Annotated in this window: 15 protein-coding genes and 1 other annotated feature; of the genes, 5 read left to right on the top strand and 10 right to left on the bottom strand. The window is 57.9% G+C overall.

Annotation, left to right across the window (positions count from 1 at the left end; genetic code table 11):
- Positions 1-87: 87 nt before the first annotated feature.
- The 4 genes from A2273_01885 to A2273_01900 all read right to left on the bottom strand — a co-directional run bounded on the left by A2273_01885 (position 88) and on the right by A2273_01900 (position 2,973).
- Positions 88-1,248, bottom strand: coding sequence for a thiamine biosynthesis protein ThiH (locus A2273_01885; protein OGF07246.1), 1,161 nt, complete (start codon positions 1,246-1,248; stop codon positions 88-90).
- Entirely contained in the window at positions 1,245-2,015 is a 771-nt protein-coding gene (locus A2273_01890) for a thiazole synthase (protein ID OGF07247.1), read from the bottom strand. The genes A2273_01885 and A2273_01890 overlap by 4 nt, the downstream gene beginning before the upstream one ends.
- Positions 2,016-2,230: 215 nt before the next feature.
- Positions 2,231-2,431 (bottom strand): thiamine biosynthesis protein ThiS, encoded by a 201-nt coding sequence (locus A2273_01895; protein OGF07248.1) that lies wholly within the window; start codon positions 2,429-2,431, stop codon positions 2,231-2,233.
- Positions 2,432-2,656: 225 nt separating this feature from the next.
- Positions 2,657-2,780: a binding site (TPP riboswitch), on the bottom strand.
- A 10-nt stretch (positions 2,781-2,790) separates the two neighbouring features.
- Entirely contained in the window at positions 2,791-2,973 is a 183-nt protein-coding gene (locus A2273_01900) for a hypothetical protein (protein ID OGF07249.1), read from the bottom strand.
- Here A2273_01900 and A2273_01905 point away from each other — a divergent pair.
- From A2273_01905 to A2273_01925, 5 genes are all read left to right on the top strand, one after another.
- On the top strand, positions 2,972-4,258 hold the full coding sequence (locus A2273_01905) for a glutamate dehydrogenase (GenBank protein OGF07250.1): 1,287 nt from the start codon (positions 2,972-2,974) through the stop codon (positions 4,256-4,258). The genes A2273_01900 and A2273_01905 overlap by 2 nt on opposite strands.
- Positions 4,259-4,657: 399 nt before the next feature.
- Positions 4,658-7,594 (top strand): hypothetical protein, encoded by a 2,937-nt coding sequence (locus A2273_01910; protein OGF07993.1) that lies wholly within the window; start codon positions 4,658-4,660, stop codon positions 7,592-7,594.
- 21 nt (positions 7,595-7,615) lie between these two features.
- Complete coding sequence (locus tag A2273_01915; GenBank protein ID OGF07251.1) at positions 7,616-9,010, top strand: hypothetical protein; 1,395 nt, start codon at positions 7,616-7,618, stop codon at positions 9,008-9,010.
- A gap of 71 nt (positions 9,011-9,081) precedes the next feature.
- Positions 9,082-11,382: a hypothetical protein gene (locus A2273_01920; GenBank protein ID OGF07252.1), complete on the top strand. Its 2,301-nt coding sequence runs from the start codon at positions 9,082-9,084 to the stop codon at positions 11,380-11,382.
- A 94-nt stretch (positions 11,383-11,476) separates the two neighbouring features.
- The gene (locus A2273_01925) at positions 11,477-11,902 is read left to right on the top strand and encodes a hypothetical protein (protein ID OGF07253.1); all 426 of its coding nucleotides are present in this window, start codon (positions 11,477-11,479) and stop codon (positions 11,900-11,902) included.
- A 318-nt stretch (positions 11,903-12,220) separates the two neighbouring features.
- On the opposite strand, the gene A2273_01930 is transcribed toward A2273_01925, so the two are convergent.
- The 6 genes from A2273_01930 to A2273_01955 all read right to left on the bottom strand — a co-directional run bounded on the left by A2273_01930 (position 12,221) and on the right by A2273_01955 (position 20,075).
- Positions 12,221-12,778, bottom strand: coding sequence for a hypothetical protein (locus A2273_01930; protein OGF07254.1), 558 nt, complete (start codon positions 12,776-12,778; stop codon positions 12,221-12,223).
- A 450-nt stretch (positions 12,779-13,228) separates the two neighbouring features.
- Positions 13,229-14,587, bottom strand: coding sequence for a glutamate dehydrogenase (locus A2273_01935; GenBank protein ID OGF07255.1), 1,359 nt, complete (start codon positions 14,585-14,587; stop codon positions 13,229-13,231).
- A 134-nt stretch (positions 14,588-14,721) separates the two neighbouring features.
- Complete coding sequence (locus tag A2273_01940) at positions 14,722-16,134, bottom strand: glutamate synthase (NADPH), homotetrameric (GenBank protein OGF07994.1); 1,413 nt, start codon at positions 16,132-16,134, stop codon at positions 14,722-14,724.
- Positions 16,135-16,552: 418 nt separating this feature from the next.
- Positions 16,553-17,389 (bottom strand): ferredoxin-NADP reductase, encoded by an 837-nt coding sequence (locus tag A2273_01945; protein ID OGF07256.1) that lies wholly within the window; start codon positions 17,387-17,389, stop codon positions 16,553-16,555.
- Position 17,390: 1 nt separating this feature from the next.
- The gene (locus tag A2273_01950; GenBank protein ID OGF07257.1) at positions 17,391-18,254 is read right to left on the bottom strand and encodes a hypothetical protein; all 864 of its coding nucleotides are present in this window, start codon (positions 18,252-18,254) and stop codon (positions 17,391-17,393) included.
- A 180-nt stretch (positions 18,255-18,434) separates the two neighbouring features.
- Positions 18,435-20,075: an NAD+ synthase gene (locus tag A2273_01955; protein ID OGF07258.1), complete on the bottom strand. Its 1,641-nt coding sequence runs from the start codon at positions 20,073-20,075 to the stop codon at positions 18,435-18,437.
- Between the last annotated feature and the right edge of the window lie 99 nt (positions 20,076-20,174).

Below are 20,174 nucleotides of genomic sequence, written 5' to 3' on the forward strand. Positions count from 1 at the left end.
GCTATCCCCTGAATTTATGAGGTTACTGTCTATCGCTGTTATCAGTGAGTGACATTTCTTAGCTATCGCATGAAAAAGATTTATTTCTTAAGGTTGTTCTTCGAACCCCTGGTCCCAGTCCTTCCACACCGTATCGTAACCCTTGTTCCGGATGCTCTGAGCCACCGCCTCCACCGGCCGGTCGTCGAACACATTGAACTGCCCCTCGGCGGCCTGCCCCTGCCCACCCAGGTTGTTATCGAGCTTGTCGAGATACCCGCCCGGCGCGGTCTTGGATCCGGCGCTCATCCTGGTGATGCCCAGCCCGATCAGGCTGTCCCGCAAATGGGCCGGCTCCCGGGTGGACAGCACCAGCCCGGCATCGGGCAGCATCAGCCGGAAGGCGCAGATCATCTGCACCAGTTCCCGGTCGCTGATGGGGAACTCCGGGCTGTACCCCCCGGCCGCCGGCCTCAGGCGGGGGAAGGAGATCGAGACCTGGCTTTTCCAGTGATGCTTCATCAGGTAGGCGGCGTGGTGCGCCAGGTAATATGACTCCACCCGCCAGTCGTTCAGGCCCAGCAGCGACCCCAGGCCGATCTGCCGGAAGCCCGCGGCCGCGCCCCGCTCCGGGGCGCCCAGCCGGTATTGATAATCGCGCTTGGGCCCGGCCGGGTGTACCGTGGAATAAATATTTTGGTCGTAGGTCTCCTGGTAGATGGCCAGCCCGTCTATGCCAGCCCCATAAAGCCGCTGGTAGTCCGGAGTATCCAGGGGATATATCTCTATGGATAGTGAGGGGAACATTCCCTTGAGATCCCCGGCGATGCCTTCCAGCATTTCCACGCCGACCTGGCTGGGACATTCCCCGCTGACCAGCAAAAGCTGGGATATGTGCTTATTTCTTAACAGCCTGGCCTCCGACAGGATCTCTTCCCGGCCCGAGGTCCGGCGGTTGATCTTGTTGTGAACATTGAACCCGCAGTAGACGCAGGAATTGCTGCAGTGGTTGGAGATGTACAACGGGGCGTACATCTGGATGGTCTTTCCAAATCTTCTGGCGGTGATGGCCTGGGCCAGTTGGGCCATCGGCTCCAGAACTTCGGCGGCGGCCGGAGAGGTCAGGATCGCGATATCCCCGGGAGTTGGAATGTCCCCGGAGCTGATCGAACCCATAAGGGCCTTGACCTGTCCGGTGGTGGCATTCTGGGGATCGGTTTTTATCCGGGAGCCGTCCAAAGATCTTATTGTTTCATAAAACGGGGTCATCTTAAGAATCCGGTCAATGGGCTGGAGGCAGAAGCGGCATCGCCTTCGGTCATCGGCCCGGCCGCTATCCCGGCCAGGGATGCCTCCACCGCCAGCTTGAAGGCCTGGGCCATCTTCACCGGATCCTGGGCCACCGCCACCGCGGTGTTGACCAAGACGGCATCGGCCCCCAGCTCAAAGGCCTGGCAGATGTGGGAGGGCAGGCCCAGCCCGGCGTCCACCACCACCGGCACCGTGGCCTGGGCGATGATGATCCGGATCTGGTCGGCGGTCTTGATCCCCCGCCCGGAGCCGATGGGCGAGCCCAGCGGCATCACCGCCGCACAGCCCGCCTCCTGCAGGCGCTTGGCCAGCACCGGGTCGGCATTGATGTAGGGCAGCACGATGAAGCCTTCCTTGAGCAGGATCTCCGCCGCCTTCAGCGTCTCCACCGGATCGGGCAGAAGGTAATTGGGGTCTGGGGTAACCTCCAGTTTCAGCCAGTTCCAGCCGGAGGCCGCCCGGGCCAGCCGGGCAATGCGGACCGCTTCTTCGGCGTCGCGGGCCCCGGAGGTGTTGGGAAGCAGCAGGTATCTTTTCTGGTCGATGTGGGCGATGATGTCATCCTGGGGGTTGTCGAACTCCACCCGGCGCAGGGCCACGGTGACGATCTCAGCACCGGAAGCCTTTAGGGCATCCGCCATCACCTGCGGGCTGGGGAATTTCCCGGTGCCCAGAAACAGGCGTGATTTTATCTGCCGCCCGGCGATCACTAAATCTTTTAACATATTAATTCTGTATTTATTGATTTATTTTCTTTTCACACTAAGACCCAGAGAGCACAAAGATGATTTAGTTCTTGGTTTTTTTTATTAATACTGTTGTGATTATGAAATTACATTGCCAAAAATTGCCTGCCTACTATTCAGCGCTTATCAAATGTTCCTCATCTTCTTATCCTCTCAACATCGATTCTCCTGCCCCTCATTTTGCTTTCACCGGATCATCCCCCGCCCACCAGCCGGACCATCTCCAGGGAATCGCCCTCTTTCAGCACGGTCGCAGAATAAAGCTCTTTGTTAATGATTGTTGAGTTCAACTCCACCACCAAACGGCTACCATCATGCCCCAGATCTTTTAACAAATCTTCGATCGAGACCGGTCCGTTCAATTGGTATTCTTTTCCGTTTAAAATAATTTGCATGGGATAATGAGTATAAAGTAATGATTTTCTACAGTAGAACGGGCTTTAAAACCCTCTGCGTTCTCTGCGGTAAAGAAAACCGTTCCCTCCCGGCAAAAGGGTTGTCCGCGTTTTTCGCGGGTTTTCCGCCATTATCAGGATAGCCCATATAGACGGGCAGGCGTGGGCAAATGATCTTAAACAAAAAGACCTTTGCCCTGACTTCACGGAGCAAAAGCCTATAACTACCTGTTATTTGCGCTTCCCTCCGCTGGTGTTACCCAGTTCAGGTTAAGGGGTCGCCCTATCTTTCAATTGATCGGGCCTCTCAGCCTGGCATCTTACGCCTTATGCTCCCCCAGCTGTTACGAAGTATACGACTATCGAAAGATTTTGTCAATACGAAATGCCATCCGAATGGATTTGACTTTAATTTCTGCTTGTGATATAATCCGCATGAATTTAGGATAACAGAGGCCTCTGTCGAATATTCTGTGCTTTTTGCGGCTATTCTGCAGGGGCTTCACATATATTAAATACTCATAAAAGGAGCTGATTCTCATGGCTGACAAATCCTTTAATGCCTTTGAGATGGCCCAAAAGCAGTTCGATGGCGTAGCCGAAAAACTGGGGCTCGATCAGGCAACCCGTGACCTCCTGCGCAACCCCATGCGGGAGTATCACTTCAACATCCCGGTCCGGATGGACGACGGCACCGTCAAGGTGTTTAAGGGCTTCAGGGTCCAACACAACGATGCCCGGGGCCCCGGCAAGGGCGGCATCCGCTTTCACCCCCAGGAAACAGTGGACACCGTAAGAGCCCTGGCCACCTGGATGACCTGGAAGTGTTCGGTGGTGGACATCCCCCTGGGCGGCGGCAAGGGAGGGGTCATCTGCGACCCGCATCATCTTTCGGAGCGCGAACAGGAGGGCATCTGCCGCGGCTGGGTGCGCCAGATCGCCTACAACATCGGGCCCTTACAGGATGTGCCGGCCCCGGACGTGATGACCAACGGCCAGCACATGATCTGGATGATGGATGAATATGAGCGTATCCATAACGGCCGCTATCCCGGCGTCATCACCGGCAAACCGCTGGGGGTGGGCGGCAGCTTGGGCCGCACCGAGGCCACCGGCTACGGCTGTGTCTATGTGATGCGGGAGGCCCTGCGCGAGATGGGCATCGACATCAAGAAGACCCGGGCCGCCTTCCAGGGATTCGGCAACGTCTCCCAGTACGCCGTCAAGCTGTACAAGGAATACGGCGGAACCCCGGTCTGCGTATCCTGTTGGGACCAGGCCGACCAGAAATCGTACACCTTCCTCAAGAAGACCGGCATCGACGCCGACGAGCTTTTAAAGATCACCGACCGCTTCGGCGGCATCAACAAGGAAAAGGCCAAGGCCGCCGGCTACCAGGTGCTGGACGGCGACGCCTGGATCGAGCAGGACGTCGAGATCCTGGTTCCGGCCGCCCTGGAGAACCAGGTCACCAAGGATAACGCCCCCAAGATGGCCAAGAACGTCAAGCTGATCGTGGAGGGCGCCAACGGCCCCACCACCCCCGAGGCCGACGAGATCATCAAGCAGCGCGGCATATTCATGATCCCGGACTTTTTGGCCAACGCCGGCGGGGTCACCTGCAGCTACTTCGAGCAGGTGCAGTGCAACATGAACTACTTCTGGACCAAGGACGAGGTGCTCTCCAAGCTGGACACCAAGATGACCGACGCCTTCCTGAAGGTCTCCGCCCTGGCCCGCGACAAGAAGGTCTACATGCGCGATGCGGCCTACATGATCGCCATTCAGCGGGTGGCCGAGGCTTGCAAACTGAGGGGCTGGGTGTAAATTAGTTACTAGTTGCTAGATTCTAGTATTTAGCAGGCGCAGGAAAATTTCCTGCGCCTTTTTATTTAAAAACGCTGTCACCCTGAGATCAACCCAACGATCGACAAGCTGAATGGGTGACCATTATTCACCCCTCAACCGGTATTGTGTTGGAATCCCCACGGGATGACAATGTCCCTGTCACCCTGAGATCAACCCAACCCTCGACAAGCTGAATGGGTGACCATTATTCATCCCTCAACCGGTATTGCGTTGTAGCCCCCTCGGGATGACAATGCGATTATCATTGCAAATAATCATTGATTTTACCCCACTGCTTGGCATATACTAATGTTTTATAATTCAAAATTGCTTATGCCGTTATCAAATCAAAACCCGCCCGATCGGGAGCTGCTGGCCCTGGACGATTTCTATTCCTCCAAGCTGCAGCGGCTGATGTCCTACCGGGTGCGCCGGGTCCTGCTGGTGGCCAGTTTATACGACTCCTTCATCCTGGAGGAGGAGGGCCGGCTGGCCGACCTGCTGGGCCAGATCTACAAGCAGCGCGATCTGGGCTATGTCCCGGCCATCACCCGGGCTACCGGCGGCCAGGCCGCCCTGAAGGCGCTGGATGCAGAGACCTTCGACCTGGTGGTCACCATCCAGCGGCTGGGGGACATGGACCCCTTCACCTTCGGCCGGACGGTAAAGGAAAAGCACCCCGGCCTGCCGGTGGTGGTGCTGGCCTACAACACCCCGGAGCTGCAGCGCCTGGTGGAGGCCGACGACGGCCGTTCGGTGGACAAGATCTTCGCCTGGCAGGGCGACGGCAAGATAATGGCCGGCATCATCCAGTACATCGAGGACGTCAAGAACTCCGAGCACGACACCGGTCTGGTGGGGGTCCCCAACCTGCTGGTGCTGGAGGACTCGGTCCAGTTCTATTCCTCCTACATCTACCTGATATACGAGGAACTGTGGAACCAGACCAGCCGGCTGCTGGACGAGAACCTGCCCTTCACCCAGAGGGTGCTCAGGCAGAACGGCCGGCCCCAGGTCCACCTGGCCGGCAGCTACGAGCAGGCGGTGGCCATCTACCAAAAGTACCGGGACAGCATGCTGGGCATCTTCAGCGACATCCGCTGTCCGCGCAACGGAAAGCTCGACGACCGGGCCGGGATCGATTTCGTCAGGATGGTAAGGTCCCAGCAGCCGTTTCTGCCGATAATGTTCCAGTCCAGCCAGGAGAACACCCGGCAGGTCGCCCGGGAGCTCAACGCCGCCCACCTGCTGAAGAACAGCCCCACCTTGATAGGCGACTTTCACCAGATCCTGACCGACCATTTCGATTTCGGCGACCTGGTGTTCCGGGACGAAGACCGGAACGAGGTGGCCCGGGTGGCCAATATCGAAGCCTTCCTGTCGGTGGTGGAAAGCCTGCCGCCCGACCTGCTGTCGACCTATTACCGCCATGAAGACCTGAAGCGCTGGCTGCTGGTCCGCACCGAGTTCCAGCTGGCCGAAAAGATCTACCAGCCAGGGATCGCCGGGCAGGCCGACCCCCTGTTGCTGCGCCGAGCCATCAAGGAGGCTTTCCTGGAGCATTATAACGGCATGCACCGGGGTGGCGTTTTTTATTATTCCCGACAGTTCAATCTCAACCAGTGGCATTTCTACCGGATGGGCGGCGGCTCCATGGGCGGCAAGGCCCGGGGCCTGGCCTTCATCGACAAGGTGCTTACCGCCAACCTTAAGGACGGTGATTTTCCGGAGGTCAGGATCTCCATCCCCCGCACCCTGGTGCTGGGCACCGACCTGTTCGACGAGTTCGTCCGCCATAACGATCTTTTCAGCATGGCCCTGCAGGAGAAGTCGGACATCCGGATCGCCAATGCCTTCCTTCATGCCGAACTGCCGGCCACCATCGTGGGCGACCTGCTGGATTTCATCCGGCAATTGAAGGCCCCGCTGGCGGTAAGGTCCTCCAGCCTGCTGGAGGATGCCCTCTACCAGCCATTCGCCGGGATCTACGTCACCAAGATGATCCCCAACAACGAACCGAACCTGGACGCCCGTTTCCTGAGTCTGACCAACGCCATCAAGCTGGTGTGGGCCTCCACCTTCTTCCAGCAGGCCAAGGCCTATATCGAATCCACCAACCACCGGGTGGAGGAGGAGAAGATGGCGGTGGTCATTCAGGAGGTGGTGGGCCAGAGGCGGAACGGCAGCTTCTATCCCGATCTCTCCGGGGTGGCCCGCTCCTACAACTTCTATCCGGTGGGCAGCGCCACCCCCGAGGACGGCGTGGTCAACGTGGCCCTGGGGCTGGGCAAGACGGTGGTGGACGGCGGGGCCACCTTAAGATTCACCCCGGCCTATCCCCGCATCCTGCCGCAGTTCGGCACCACCAAGGAGATGCTCAACAACTCCCAGCGCGAATTCTACGCCATCAACATGCGGCCCCTGGCCACCACCGCCTTTGCCGATGAGGACCAGTACCTGCTTAAGGCCGGACTGGATCAGGCCGAACGGGACGGCACCCTGGGCAACCTGGCCTCCACCTATTCCCCCCAGAACGATCAGTTCTACGACGGCATCAACCAGCCCGGGCCCCGCAGCGTCACCTTTGCCAACATTCTGAAAAATGATGTCTTCCCCCTGGCCGGCATCCTGGAGCGGCTGCTGAAGCTCTCCCGGGAGGCCATGGGATGTCCCATCGAGATGGAGTTCGCGGTCAACCTGGACCCCAGTAGCGTGCTTCCGGCCGAGTTCGGCTTTCTGCAGGTGCGCCCCCTGGTGGTGGGCGACGAGCTGGTCAAGGTGGACCTCAGGGAGAACAATTTCAGTGACGCCCTGTGCTACAGCCATCAGGTGCTGGGCAACGGGGTCAACCAGGAGATGGCCGATATTGTCTACGTCAAACCCGACACCTTCAACGCCGCCAACAGCCAGAGGATAGCCAACGAGATAGAGAAATTCAACGCCCGGCTCAAGGAGGAGGGCCGCAACTATATTCTGATCGGCCCCGGCCGCTGGGGATCCTCCGATCCCTGGCTGGGCATCCCGATCAAATGGAACCAGATCAGCCGGGCCAAGACCATGGTCGAGGTCAGCCTGCCCAATATGAACGTGGATCCCTCACAGGGCTCGCACTTCTTCCAGAACATGACCTCGCTGAGGATCGGCTATTTCACCGTGCCACTGGACCCGGAGCACGGCGGTATGGACTGGAGCCGGCTGGAGCACGGGCCGCTGGTCGGCGAATCGGAGAATGTCCGCCACCTGCGGTTTGCCAAGCCGCTGACAGTGATGATCGACGGACGCACCGGCCACGGAGTGATCCTTGATCCTCAGTAAGCTATCGAGCCTTAAAATATAATGAAGAATGTCTGTAGATTCAATAACCTCTGGCGGGAGAACCCCGGGGCCCGGCCCGTATTCTATCCCCATCAGCTATTGGACCGGAAGGCCTCGGTGCTTGAGGTGGTGGGCAGATGGAACGAGGCCGAAGCGATCTTCCGGGCCAATCTGGAATGGGTCCAGGCAAGCAATGATCCGGAGACGATCGCCTGTGACCAGAACGGGTTGGGCAATATTTTACGGCTGAAGGGTCTTTATCCCCAGGCGCTGGCGCTTTTTGAAGAAGCCTACAGGATCTCGTCCGTCTCGGAGGACAAGCCGGGGGTCTGGAAATCACTCATCAACATGGGCATGGTCTATTTCAACCAGGGCATATACCCAAAGGCCATGGAATGCTACCGGACCAACTTCGGCATTGCCGAGGCCCTGGGGGACGCACCCAAAACCGGCCGAACCTACCTGATGATGGGAAATGTTCATCTGTATCAGGGGGAGTATTCAAGCGCCCTGGACTGTTATCAAAGATCCCTGGCGATACTCACCGAGGCCGATGACCGGCAGAACATCAGCTCGCTTATGAACAATATGGGGCTGATCCACATGGAACAGGGGGATTATCCCCGGGCCCTGGAATTGTACCAAAAGGGGCTGGCCCTTCACCGCAGCCTGGGCAACAAGAAGGGGATCAGCAACGCCATCGGCAACATGGGCCTTCTTTATATGCAGCAGGGCGACTATGCCAGATCCCTGGAATGCTATCACCAGCAGATGGCTATCTCCCAGGAGCTGGGGGACAGGAGGAATCTGGGGATATCGGCCGGCAATATGGGCATTGTCTACATGGATCAGGGAGATTACGCCAAAGCCTTGGAATCATACCGGCAAAGCCTGGACATTGCCCAAGAGCTGAATGATCAGGAAAGCATCGGAATAACCATGGGCTCGCTGGGGGAGCTTTATAACAAGCTGCAGGATCCCCGCCAGGCCGGGCAGCATTATGATCAGGCCATTGCCATTGCCCGACAATTGCAGCTCAAATTCTACCTGTGCAGTTACCTCCATTCCAAGGCCGATCTGCTTTTCACCCAGCAGAAGGTCCCCCAAGCCGAGACCCTGAACGCCGAAGCCCTGCAGATCGCCCAAGAGATAATGGTCCCGGACATTGTTTTCAGCTGCCGGATCCTGCAGGCGGACATCCTGGGCCTGACCCAAAAGGGCCGGGCCCGGCAGCTGCTGGAAAATATGCTGACGGAAGCAACGGACGACCGGCAGCTGGCAGACCTGAATCACCACCTGTATAAAATCACCGGCGTTAACGAGCATCGGACCGAAGCCCTGGGACTGTATCGTGCTTTGCACCAAAAAACTCCCAAGGCCCAGTATCGGGACTGGATCGCCGAATTGGATAGTTGAGCCGTGACGCTGAGACCTTGGCCCGTCAAGCATATCATCCCAGATTGAATAACAGCCATCAAGGAGCCCACATGAACAGCCACAAACCCGAATGGCAGGTGATAGTTGACCTGCTGCGAGACACCAATCCCATCCTGCTCAACCGGATCGGCCGCAAAATGATGAACTATCTCTACAAGCGCAACATCTCCCGGATCGAGGAACTGATGAAGCGCCTGGACTCCACCTCCACCGACTGGGAGTACAGCGAGAACCAGCCCATGCCCCGCCTGAACCAGGTATTGCTGCAGGAGATCATGGACGAGGTGTTCACCATCGCCGCCCAGGAGGTCAACGCCGAGGAGATCTCCCGGATGATCAGCCTGTGGGTCAAGCATGAGCAGGCCCGCTTCCTGGCCATGGCCGCTGAAAAAAGGGACGTCTCCCTGGCCGAGATAACGGAGGCCGTCACCCGCTTCAGCCTGATGCCCGACGCCCAGAAGAGCCTGTCGCCCGAGGAACGCATCGGGGTCAGGGTGGCCCTGATCCGGCGCTTCTTCAGCGAGGACCTGGATTATATCAACACCACCAAGCGATATGTGACGGTGTTCGATTTCGCCCCGGTGCTATCCCGCACCATCGGCCCGGCCATCGGCAATGGCAAGCTGGGCGGCAAGGCGGCCGGCCTGTTCCGGGCCGAGAAGATCCTGCTGGCCGCCAAGAAGAACACTATCGCCCTGCGCAACCTGACCATCCCCAAGACCTGGTATGTCACCTCCGACGGCATCCTGGACTTCCTGCATTTCAACGCCCTGGAGGAGATGCCCACCATCAAGTACCGCGATCCGGTGGAGATCCGCCAGGAGTACCCCTACATCGAGCAGATCTTCAAGAACTCCTCCATGTCGCCGGAGATCATCGCCGGCCTGAGCCTGGCCCTGGACGATTTCGGCGACCGTCCGCTGGTGGTGCGCTCCTCCAGCCTGCTGGAGGACACCCTGGGCTCCTCCTTTGCCGGAAAATACAAGAGCCTGTTCGTGGCCAACCAGGGCACCAAGCGCGAAAAGCTGGAGGCCCTGATCGACGCCATCGAGGAGGTGTACGCCAGCGTCTTTGGGCCGGACCCCATCGAGTACCGCCGGGAGCGGGGCCTGCTGGACTTCAACGAGGAGATGGCCATCGTCATCCAGGAGGTGGTGGGGCAGCGGGTGGGCCGTTATTTCTTTCCGGCCTATGCCGGGGTGGCCTTCAGCTCCAACGAGTTCCGCTGGTCGCCCCGCATCAGGCGGGAGGACGGCATCATCCGTCTGGTGGCCGGGCTGGGCACCCGGGCGGTGGACCGGATGGGCGACGACTATCCGGCCCTGGTCTGTCCCGGCCAGCCCGGCTTGAGGGTGAACGTCAGTCCCGAGGAGATTATGTGGTATTCCCAGAAGAACATCGACGTCATCAACCTGACCACCCGCCGCTTCGAGACCATCAACTTCGAGAAGCTGGTGCAGGAGTTCGGCCAGGAGTATCCGGCCCTGCCCCAGATCATCTCCATCTACCAGGACGGGCAGCTGTCCACCCCGGTGGGCACCATGATAGATTACGACAAGGGGGCCCCGGTGGTCACCTTCTCCAAACTGCTGACCCACGGCCCCTTCATCCCCCAGATCAGGGCCATACTGGAGATCCTCAGCAAGGAGCTGGGCTGGCCGGTGGACATAGAGTTCGCCTGCGACGGTGACATCCACAAGCTGTACCTGCTGCAGTGCCGGCCCCAGAGCCAATCGGGCGGGGTGCACAACATCCCGGTGCCCAAGGATGTGCCCCGGGACGATATTCTATTCACCGCCGACAAGTTCGTCACCACCGCCCAGGTGGAGGACATCGAATACCTGGTCTACGTTGACCCGGCGGAATATGATTCCCTGCCCACCATGGAGGAATTGATCCAGGTGGGACGGACCATCGGTGAGCTGAACAATAAGCTTCCGCGCCAGAAGTTCATTCTGATGGGGCCGGGCCGCTGGGGCAGCCGGGGAGACATCAAGCTGGGGGTGCGGGTGGGCTATTCGGACATCAACAACACCGCCATGCTGATCGAGGTGGCCAAGAAGAAGAAGGATTACGTGCCGGAGGTCTCATTCGGCACCCATTTCTTCCAGGACCTGGTGGAGGCCAGGATCCGCTATCTGCCGCTGTATCCCGACGAGAAGAACATGGTGTTCAACGAGAAGTTCTTCCAAGACGCGCCGAACCTGCTGAAGAGGATACTGCCGGAATTCAAGAAGCTGGAAAAGGTCATCAAGGTGATCAATGTCTCCAAGATGATGGCCGACGCCACCGTCTCGGTGATCATGGACGGCGACAACGACCAGGCGCTGGGGTTCATAAAAAGAAAATAGAGATTTTTAGTAGACGTATAACACAGGGTGGCTTCTTTGTTAACCCATGCAGGGCAAAGTGGAAACTAGGGATAAACGGATAAATAGTTAACAGATGTTAAAGGCTAGTATTATGAGATATATTTATATTCTGTTTTGTATGTGTCTTTCCCTTTTTAGTTGTGCATCACCTCAAAACAAAACTCATATTACATACAAGCATATAAAAGAACATGGAGTAAAAAAACAAAGGGGCGTTATAAAGGGCAAAGTCTATGGATATTACAAATATTATCATGAACACAAAGGTACTAATCAACCTTTGCCAGGTGCTGCCGTAAAGGTGCAAAACACAAATCTAGGTGCGGCTACAACACTTAACGGCACATACGTTATTGATAGCCTTGATTATGGCACTTACTCTATAACAGCATCAATGATGGGTTTTACAACGGAGACAATAAATAATGTAAAAGTATTTCCTGATAAAATTACTTATATCGAAATTTATTTAATGGAAATTCCGGGCATTATATATTAGTAGACATTTTTAACTTACAGGAAAGGTAAAACACACGGTTTGATAAATCCTCTGTTTTATTGATTCTAAATCATATTGTCAGGAAACCTGTCATTCCTGACAATCTTATAACTGAATTCACCTTTCCCGTCGGCTACCATGAATTCCATTCAAAACAACTCTTAAACTTCCAGATTAACCGTCCGTACTCCTTTGGGTATGCCAGATACTAAGATCTGCTGTGCTGCCTATCAACAAGATCAACTCCGAACACAAACAAGAACACACAAAGCCCCCGCTTTTGGCGGGGGCTTTATTAATTTTCGTTATTATTGCCCGTCAGATCTTCCACTCCACCCTATAGCGGCACACCGCGCCGCCGGTGGCCCGGCATTCCTCCTCGATTATTTTTATATCCCTGGCCCCACACATCTTCAGGGCCTCCTTGTACCAGCCCACCACCGTCAGGCAGTCGGGGATGGAATAGGTCTCGGCCTTATGGGTGGTGATCACCCCGGAATTGGGCCCGGTGGCCTGGTAATCCCGGTAGCCGGTGTCGTAATAGAACTTGTAGATAGAGCCGGTCTTCTTCATGAAAGACTGCGGATCGCCCGGCGCCAGGAAGGTCCGGTGTTCCTTGGCCAGGCTCTTCTGGGCCGACTTGGCCCCCAGCTGCTCGAACACCAGGTTGTCGCCCTTGCCCAGCACCTTGACGATGGCCTTGTCGATATGGTCGCCTATCTCGAAGGGATACCACTGGCTGGAGAGGATGGATTCGCCTATCAGCTGCCGGTCCTCCTGGGCCAGGCCGTTGAGCACCTTTTCCCAGGCCCCCTGGCCGAAGTTTTCGTTCACGAATTCCTTGCGGGCGGCTATGATCATGCCCTTGATCTTCATGGCCTCCGTTCTCTGCAATGTTCAAGTGTGATTATAGAGGACCTCGCTTCTAAAGTCAATGGTATCGATATAGCTAGTTGACAGCCAAAGCCCCCGCTTTCAGCGGGGGCTTTGATATTTCCGTGATTGGAATTGCTTACTGGCCGGATCCAGTTTTTTACTTGCCCGCTTTTTTAGCCTTCTTGGCCAACCGTTTTTCCATCAGGGATTTCCCGGCTTTCTTTTTACCGTCCTTTTTAATGTCCTGATCTTTAGCCATGGTCCTTCTCCGCTTTTAAAATTATATTTTGTCCCGGCCTTTAATGAGGCAATTGTATATCCCCGCTTGTTTTTTGTCAACATATTTTTTATGTTCAAATAGCTGTGCTTCAAACAAACCAAAGCCCCCGCTTACAGCGGGGGCTTTTAGGTAAGTCCCTCTCCCACAGGGGGAGGGATTTAGGGTGGGGTCTATACCACGCCCTGGGCCACCATGGCCTTGGCCACTTTGACGAACCCGGCGATGTTGGCGCCCGCCAGATAATCGCCCTTGGTGGCGTAGGTCTCGGAGGCGTCCAGGCACTGCTGGTGGATGGCCTGCATGATCCGCTGCAGCTTCTGGTCCACTTCCTCCCGGTTCCAGTACCAGCGGGAGCTCTGCTGGGCCATCTCTAAGCCCGAGGTGGCCACGCCGCCGGCGTTGGCCGCCTTGGCCGGTCCGTACAGCACGTTGTTGTCCTGGTAGATCTTGATGGCCGCCAGGTCGGAGGGCATGTTGGCGCCTTCGGAGACCAGGAAGCAGCCGTTCTTGACCATGGCCTGGGCATGCTCGGCATTGATCTCGTTCTGGGTGGCCGAGGGGAAGGCGCAGTCGAACTTGATGCCCTGTTCCTTGACCACGTCCCAGACGCTCTTGCCCTCGTAATACTTGGCGCTCTTGTACTTGTCGGCGTATTCCTTGGCCCGGCCGCGCTTGACCTCGGCCAGCTCCATGACGTATTTCAGCTTCTCGGCGCTGATGCCCTCCTCGTCGATGATGGTGCCGCTGGAGTCGGAGATCGACAGGGCCTTGCCGCCCAGCTGGTTGATCTTCTCGATGGTGTACTGGGTGACGTTGCCCTTGCCGGAAACTATGCAGCGCAGGCCCTTGTAATCCTTCTTGCGGGTGGCCAGCATCTCGGCCCCGAAATACACCGACCCGTAGCCGGTGGCCTCGGGCCGGATCAGCGATCCGCCGTACTCCCGGGCCCGGCCGGTCAGCACGCCGGTGAACTCGTTGCGGATCTTTTTATAATATCCGTACAGGTAGCCTATCTCCCGGCCGCCCACTCCGATGTCTCCGGCCGGCACGTCCACGTCGGCTCCGATGTGGCGGAACAATTCGCGCATGAAGGACTGGGTGAACTTCATCACCTCCAGGTCGCTCTTGCCCTTGGGATCAAAATCCGAGCCGCCCTTGCCGCCGCCCATGGCCAGGGTGGTCAGGCTGTTCTTGAATATCTGCTCGAAGCCCAGGAACTTGATGATCCCCAGGTTGACCGAGGGATGGAAGCGCAGGCCACCCTTGTAGGGCCCGATGGCGTTGTTGAACTGGACCCGGAATCCCTTGTTGACCTGGACCTCGCCCTTGTCGTCCACCCAGGGCACCCGGAACATGATCACCCGGTCCGGCTCGCAGATCCGCTCGTAGATCTTCCATTTGACGAACTCGGGGTGCTTGGCTACGGTGGGCTCCAGGGTCTTCATGACCTCCTCTACCGCTTGGTGGAACTCCGGCTCTCCCGGATTCTTGGCCTTGACCTTGGCGATCACGTCGGTGATGTGGGACATTGGCATCTCCTTAAAAGTTAATGGTTAAAAGGGGCATTGTTATAAAATAACATTTGGGGCTCGTTAAACTTTGTATTATATATCCTTAATTTCAAAGTGTCAAGACAAATATAACCGGTTTTTGGGGCTCTCTTTTAGCGCCAGGCGCCCTGTTTCTCTTTCAGATAACCGTGCATATCATCGGCCGCCAGCCGGGCCATGCCCATGGCCGAAATGACGGTGGCCGAGCCGGTGACGATGTCCCCTCCGGCCCAGACCCCCGGCAGGTTGGTGCGGCCCGCAGGCGTCAGCGGTTTGATGTATCCCATCTGGTTCCTCTCGATGTCGGGGAACCCGGAAAAGACCACCGGATTCGGTCCGGCACCCACCGCCACGATCACCAGGTCGGTGTCTATCAAAAAATTCGATCCGGCGATGGGTATCGGCCTGGGGCGGCCCGAGGAATCCGGCTCGCCCAGCTTCATCTGGACGCATTCTATCTGTCGCACCCAGCGCTGATCATCGCCGATGAACCGCACCGGATTGGTCATCAGCCGGAATCTTATGCCCTCCTCCTCGGCATGATGGATCTCCTCCAGCCGGGCCGGCATCTCGCTCCGGGAGCGGCGGTAGACGATGGTGGCCTCCCGGCTTCCCATCCGCAGGGCGGTCCGGGCACAGTCCATGGCCACGTTTCCGGCGCCCACCACCACCACCTGGCGGCCCTTGGGGGCCGGAGTGTCGTAATCCGGAAAGGCATAGGCCTTCATCAGGTTCAGCCGGGTGAGATATTCGTTGGCCGAATAGATGTTGCACAGGTTCTCACCGGGGATGCTCATGAACACCGGAAGACCGGCCCCCACCGCCAGATAGACGGCCCGGTAGCCCATCTCTCGAAGGTCGTTCAGGTCGAACAGGCGGCCGATCAGGGAATTGAGTTCGATCTTGACCCCCATCCGGCGCAGGTAGTTGATCTCGGCCTCCACGATGGCCTTGGGCAGGCGGAATTCGGGAATGCCGTAGACCAGCACCCCTCCAGGCTTGTGCAGCGCCTCGTACAGGGTGACGCTGTAACCCTTGCCCACCATGTCGGCGGCCAGGGTCAGGCCGGCCGGCCCGCTTCCCACCACTGCGATTTTGATTTCGTTGGCCTGAGCCTTTCTGGGGATCACCACCGACTGTGTCTCCCGCTCCATATCGGCCGCAAAACGCTCCAGGCTGCCGATGGCCACCGGGGTCTCCTTCAGGGCCAGGATGCAGTTTTTCTCGCACTGGTCCTCCTGGGGGCAGACTCGTCCGCAGATGGCCGGCAGGGCGTTCTTCTCCTTGATCTTCTGGGCGGCCTCGGCGAATTTCTCCTGCTTGATCAAGCCGATGAACCCGGGAATGTCTATGTCCACCGGGCACCCTACGCGGCACTTGGGATCCTTGCAGTTCAGGCAGCGGTGGGCCTCGATCAGGGCCGTCTCCCTGGTGAACCCGTAGGGCACCTCCTGGAAATTGCGGATCCTCAGGAGCGCATCCTGTTCCGGCACCCTCTGCCGGGCCACCTTGGGTTTGATCCTCAGCTGGTCGGCCCGGGATATCCCGTGCCAGTGGCAGCCGACCTTGGTGCAGATATAGAACGGTATCAGCCGGGAATGGACGGTGATCATTATCTTGGCGGCCGGAGAATCGCATTCCCCGCAGTGGGCCCCGGGCTCTATCAGCGAAGCCTGGCACAGGGGGCAGGACAGATCCTCCATCACCTGGCCCTCGGCCAGCTCCAGTCCGGACCGCTGTTCAAACTCGTCCACCTTGGGGCTTAAAAACAGCTCATCCTTCCGCCCCCCGGAAGTGATATTCAGGCGGAACCAGGTCTTATTGGACTTCGGCTCGTAAAGGTTCAGCCCCTGGTGGCAGTGCGGACAGTAGATGGTGAACTCGGTGCCGGGGGCGATCTTGTCGAGCTGGTCTTTCTTCAATTCTGACATGAGCGGCTCATTATCATTTGGCTCTGATTGAGAACAGGAGCGAGGTCTTCTCGTCCCTGCCATAGGTGTTGTTGCGCTGGATCAGTTCGTCGAAATCCACCTGATGCCCGTCAAAGTGCGGCCCCTCGACGCAGGCGAACCTGGTCTTGCCCTCCACCGACACCCGGCAGGCCCCGCACATTCCGGTGGCGTCCACCATCACCGGGTTCAGGCTGACCAGGGTCTTGATGTTGTACAGCTTGGTCTGCTGGCACACCGCTCGCATCATCACCAGCGGACCCACCGCGATCACCAGGTCGATCGGCTCGGGATCGTCACGCTCCACCAGGGTCTTCAGGGCGTCGGTCACCAGACCGTGCATCCCGTAGCTGCCGTCGTCGGTGACGACGATCAGCTGCTGGCAGAGGTTTTTCATCTCATCCTCCAGGATCAGAAGGTCCCGCTCCCGGGCGCCGATGATGCCCACCAGCTTGTTGCCGGCAGCCCCATAGCCCTGCAGCAGGTGATGCAGCACCGCAATGCCCGAGCCGCCGCCTATGCCGACGACTGTCCCCAGTTTGGTGAACTCCTCGGTGACGCCCAGCGGGCCCACCAGGTCCTTGATGGCGTCGCCCACCTTGAGCGAACCCAGCAGGGCGGTGGATTTCCCGATCACCATGAAGATGATGGTGATGGTGCCGTGCGACAGGTCCTTGTAGGCCACGGTCAGGGGGATCCTCTCGCCGGTCTCGTTGATCCTCAGCACTACGAATTGCCCGGGCTTGATCTTTCGGGCGATCTGGGGGGCCTCCACCGTGATCAGCACCATGTTGCCCTTGGCCAGTTCCTGGCGGTCTATTATCGGATACATCTTACCACTCCTGGCTGTCTTCCAGCATTATCATTTTGGTGTCCTCCCCCGAGATCCCGTGCCAGGTGCAGCCCTTGCGGAGGCAGATGAAGAAGGTGATAAGTTTGTGCATGGCTCCCACCGTGACCTTGGCTATCCGCGATCCGCACCGGTCGCATTTCTTAAGCTTCTCCAGCAGGGAGTGGTCGCAGTGCGGGCACCGCAGGTCCCTGACCTCCTCCCCGTGGGGTATCTCGATGGTCGAGCTGTTGGTGAACACATTAAGATAGGGCGATAGCAGCAACATCCCTTCTTCCCCGCCCCGGCCCACCACCGTAAAGGTCAGCGAGCAGTGATTTATCAAGGTATGCTTGCAATGCGGGCAATAGGACTGCAGAAAGCTGCCGCTGGCCATGATCTCTTTTGCGTCTGGCTCCTCGACTGCCGGCCCTTTCCTGCCTGGCAGGACTTGCTGCCGATCCCCGCCCAGGGCATAGGTGTCGTAGAACTTGGTCAGGGCCTTGTTCAAATCCTCGAACTCCAGGAAGTGTTTCTTGCACCCCTTGCGGGAACAGATGAAGACCTTGCCCCCCTCCTCCAGCATCAGCGGCACCATCGGGGCGCCGCAGACCTCGCACTGGTTGGAGCTCTTCAATGCCGCCTGGCAATGGGGGCATGATATCCTGACCAGGGCATCCTGGGCGATGGGAAACTCGCTTTCCACCTTGTAGCTGCCATAGACCGGCGAGAGCCTCAGCCAGCCTTTCTTTCCCCGGATATCAACCCTCAAGCCGATGGCGGGCTGGCCGTCGACCTTGTGCGCCTTATCCATCAGGCTTTTGCGGCAGGACGGGCACTTTACTTTCAATGCTACCTGAGAAGCCATGCTTTCGCCTCCTTCTTCTGAATTTAGCCGGTCCTTAACTATTTATTACACTACAATACTTTCCCTGAAGACACAATAAGGGATATCCTGATTTCTGGCTTCGAAATACCTTAGCTGCCGAATATCGAATATTTTATGCATCCGGACTAAATTTTCGGACCAAACCATTGTTTCCTATTTTCAGTACTTGGCCGCGATCGGCATCCGGCGGCCGCCGCCGAAGGCCTTGCCGGTGACCTTGATCCCCGGGGCCGACTGCCGGCGCTTGTATTCGTTCTGCCGGACGGTTCTTGCCACCCACTCCACCGTATCCCTGTCCAGCCCCTGGCCAACCAGCTGGTCGACCGACAGATCGTCTTCCAAATACCCCTCCAGTATCCTGTCGAGGATCTCATATGGCGGCAGGGTGTCCTGGTCCTTCTGGCCGGCCCTCAGCTCGGCCGAGGGGGGCTTGGTGATCACGGCCCGGGGAATGATCTCCCGGTCCCGGTTGATGTGTTCGGCCAGCCGGTAGACGGTGGTCTTGGGGACATCCGATATCACCGCCAGCCCGCCGCTCATGTCGCCGTAAAGCGTGCAGTAGCCCACCGCCAGCTCGCTCTTGTTGCCGGTGGTCAGCACCAGGCGGCCGAACTTGTTGGAGAAGGCCATCAGGATGTTGCCCCTTATCCGGGCCTGGATGTTCTCCTCGGCGATGTCCGGCGCCCGGCCCTCGAAATGCGGCTCCAGTATCTCCAGATATTTTTCATAGACCTCGGTGATGGATATCTCCTTGAGCGCGATGCCCAGCTTGTCTGCCAGCTTGCGGGAATCATCCACGCTTCCCTGCGACGAGAAGGGCGAGGGCATGGTGATGCCCAGCACGTTGTCCGGCCCCAGGGCCTGGGCGGCGAGGGCCGCCACCACCGCCGAATCGATCCCTCCGGAAAGCCCCACCACCGCCTGGTTAAAGCCGCATTTGCGGAAATAATCCCGCACCCCCAGTTTCAAGGCTGAATATATCGATCCGATCTCATCCTGAACCGGAGGTTCGACAAATTTGCCCGGCAGGGAACTGTCGATGATCACCACCTCCTCCTGGAATGCCGGCAGCCACCAGGCCATTTGCCCGTTTTTGTCCACCCCGAAGCTCCGGCCGTCGAACACCAGCTCGTCGTTTCCGCCGACCTGGTTGATATAGATGAACGGCAGACCGTGTTTTTTGGCGTGCCGTCCGATCAGCTCGAACCTGGTCCTTTCCTTGCCGGCTTCGAAGGGCGAGGCCGAGATGTTTATCAGCAGGCTGGCCCCCATCTTGGCCAGGTCGGCCACCGGGTCGTAATCGTAAGGCTTGCGCTTGGGCCACAGCTCGGGATGGTTCCAGGCGTCCTCGCAGATGGTAATGCCCAGCTTTTCGCCCTTGAAATCGACCAGCCCCGCCGAATCCGCCGGGTCGAAATACCTGGCCTCGTCGAAGACGTCATAGCTGGGCAGCAGGGTTTTATGGCGGCAGGTGCATTTACCGTCGTGGATGAGAACCGCCGAGTTGAAAAGTCCTTGGCCGGTATCCCGGCCGGCGGCGGTGGGAGCACCGAAGATAAACCCTGTCTCCGGGTGATCCAAGGAAGCCTCCGTCAGGTCCTTGATGGCGGCGGCGCAACGCTGTATGAACCAGGGCTTCTCCAGCAGGTCCCGTGGCGGGTAGCCGGTCAGGAACAGCTCGGGAAAAATTATCAGGTCGGGCCTCTGGGCCCTGGTCTGGGCCAGGATGCCGGTGATCTTCTTGGCATTTCCCTCAATATCGCCCACCAGTGGGTTAAGCTGACAGATGGTTATCTTCAATTTTCAATTCCCTAAAATAATTTAAGCCAGGGTTTATATATACTTTGTGAACTTTGCGTCTTTGCGGTAAAAAACCCTCCTGTCCTGAACATTAAGATA

Source organism: Candidatus Edwardsbacteria bacterium RifOxyA12_full_54_48 (genome assembly GCA_001777915.1).
GTDB lineage: Bacteria > Edwardsbacteria > AC1 > AC1 > EtOH8 > UBA2226.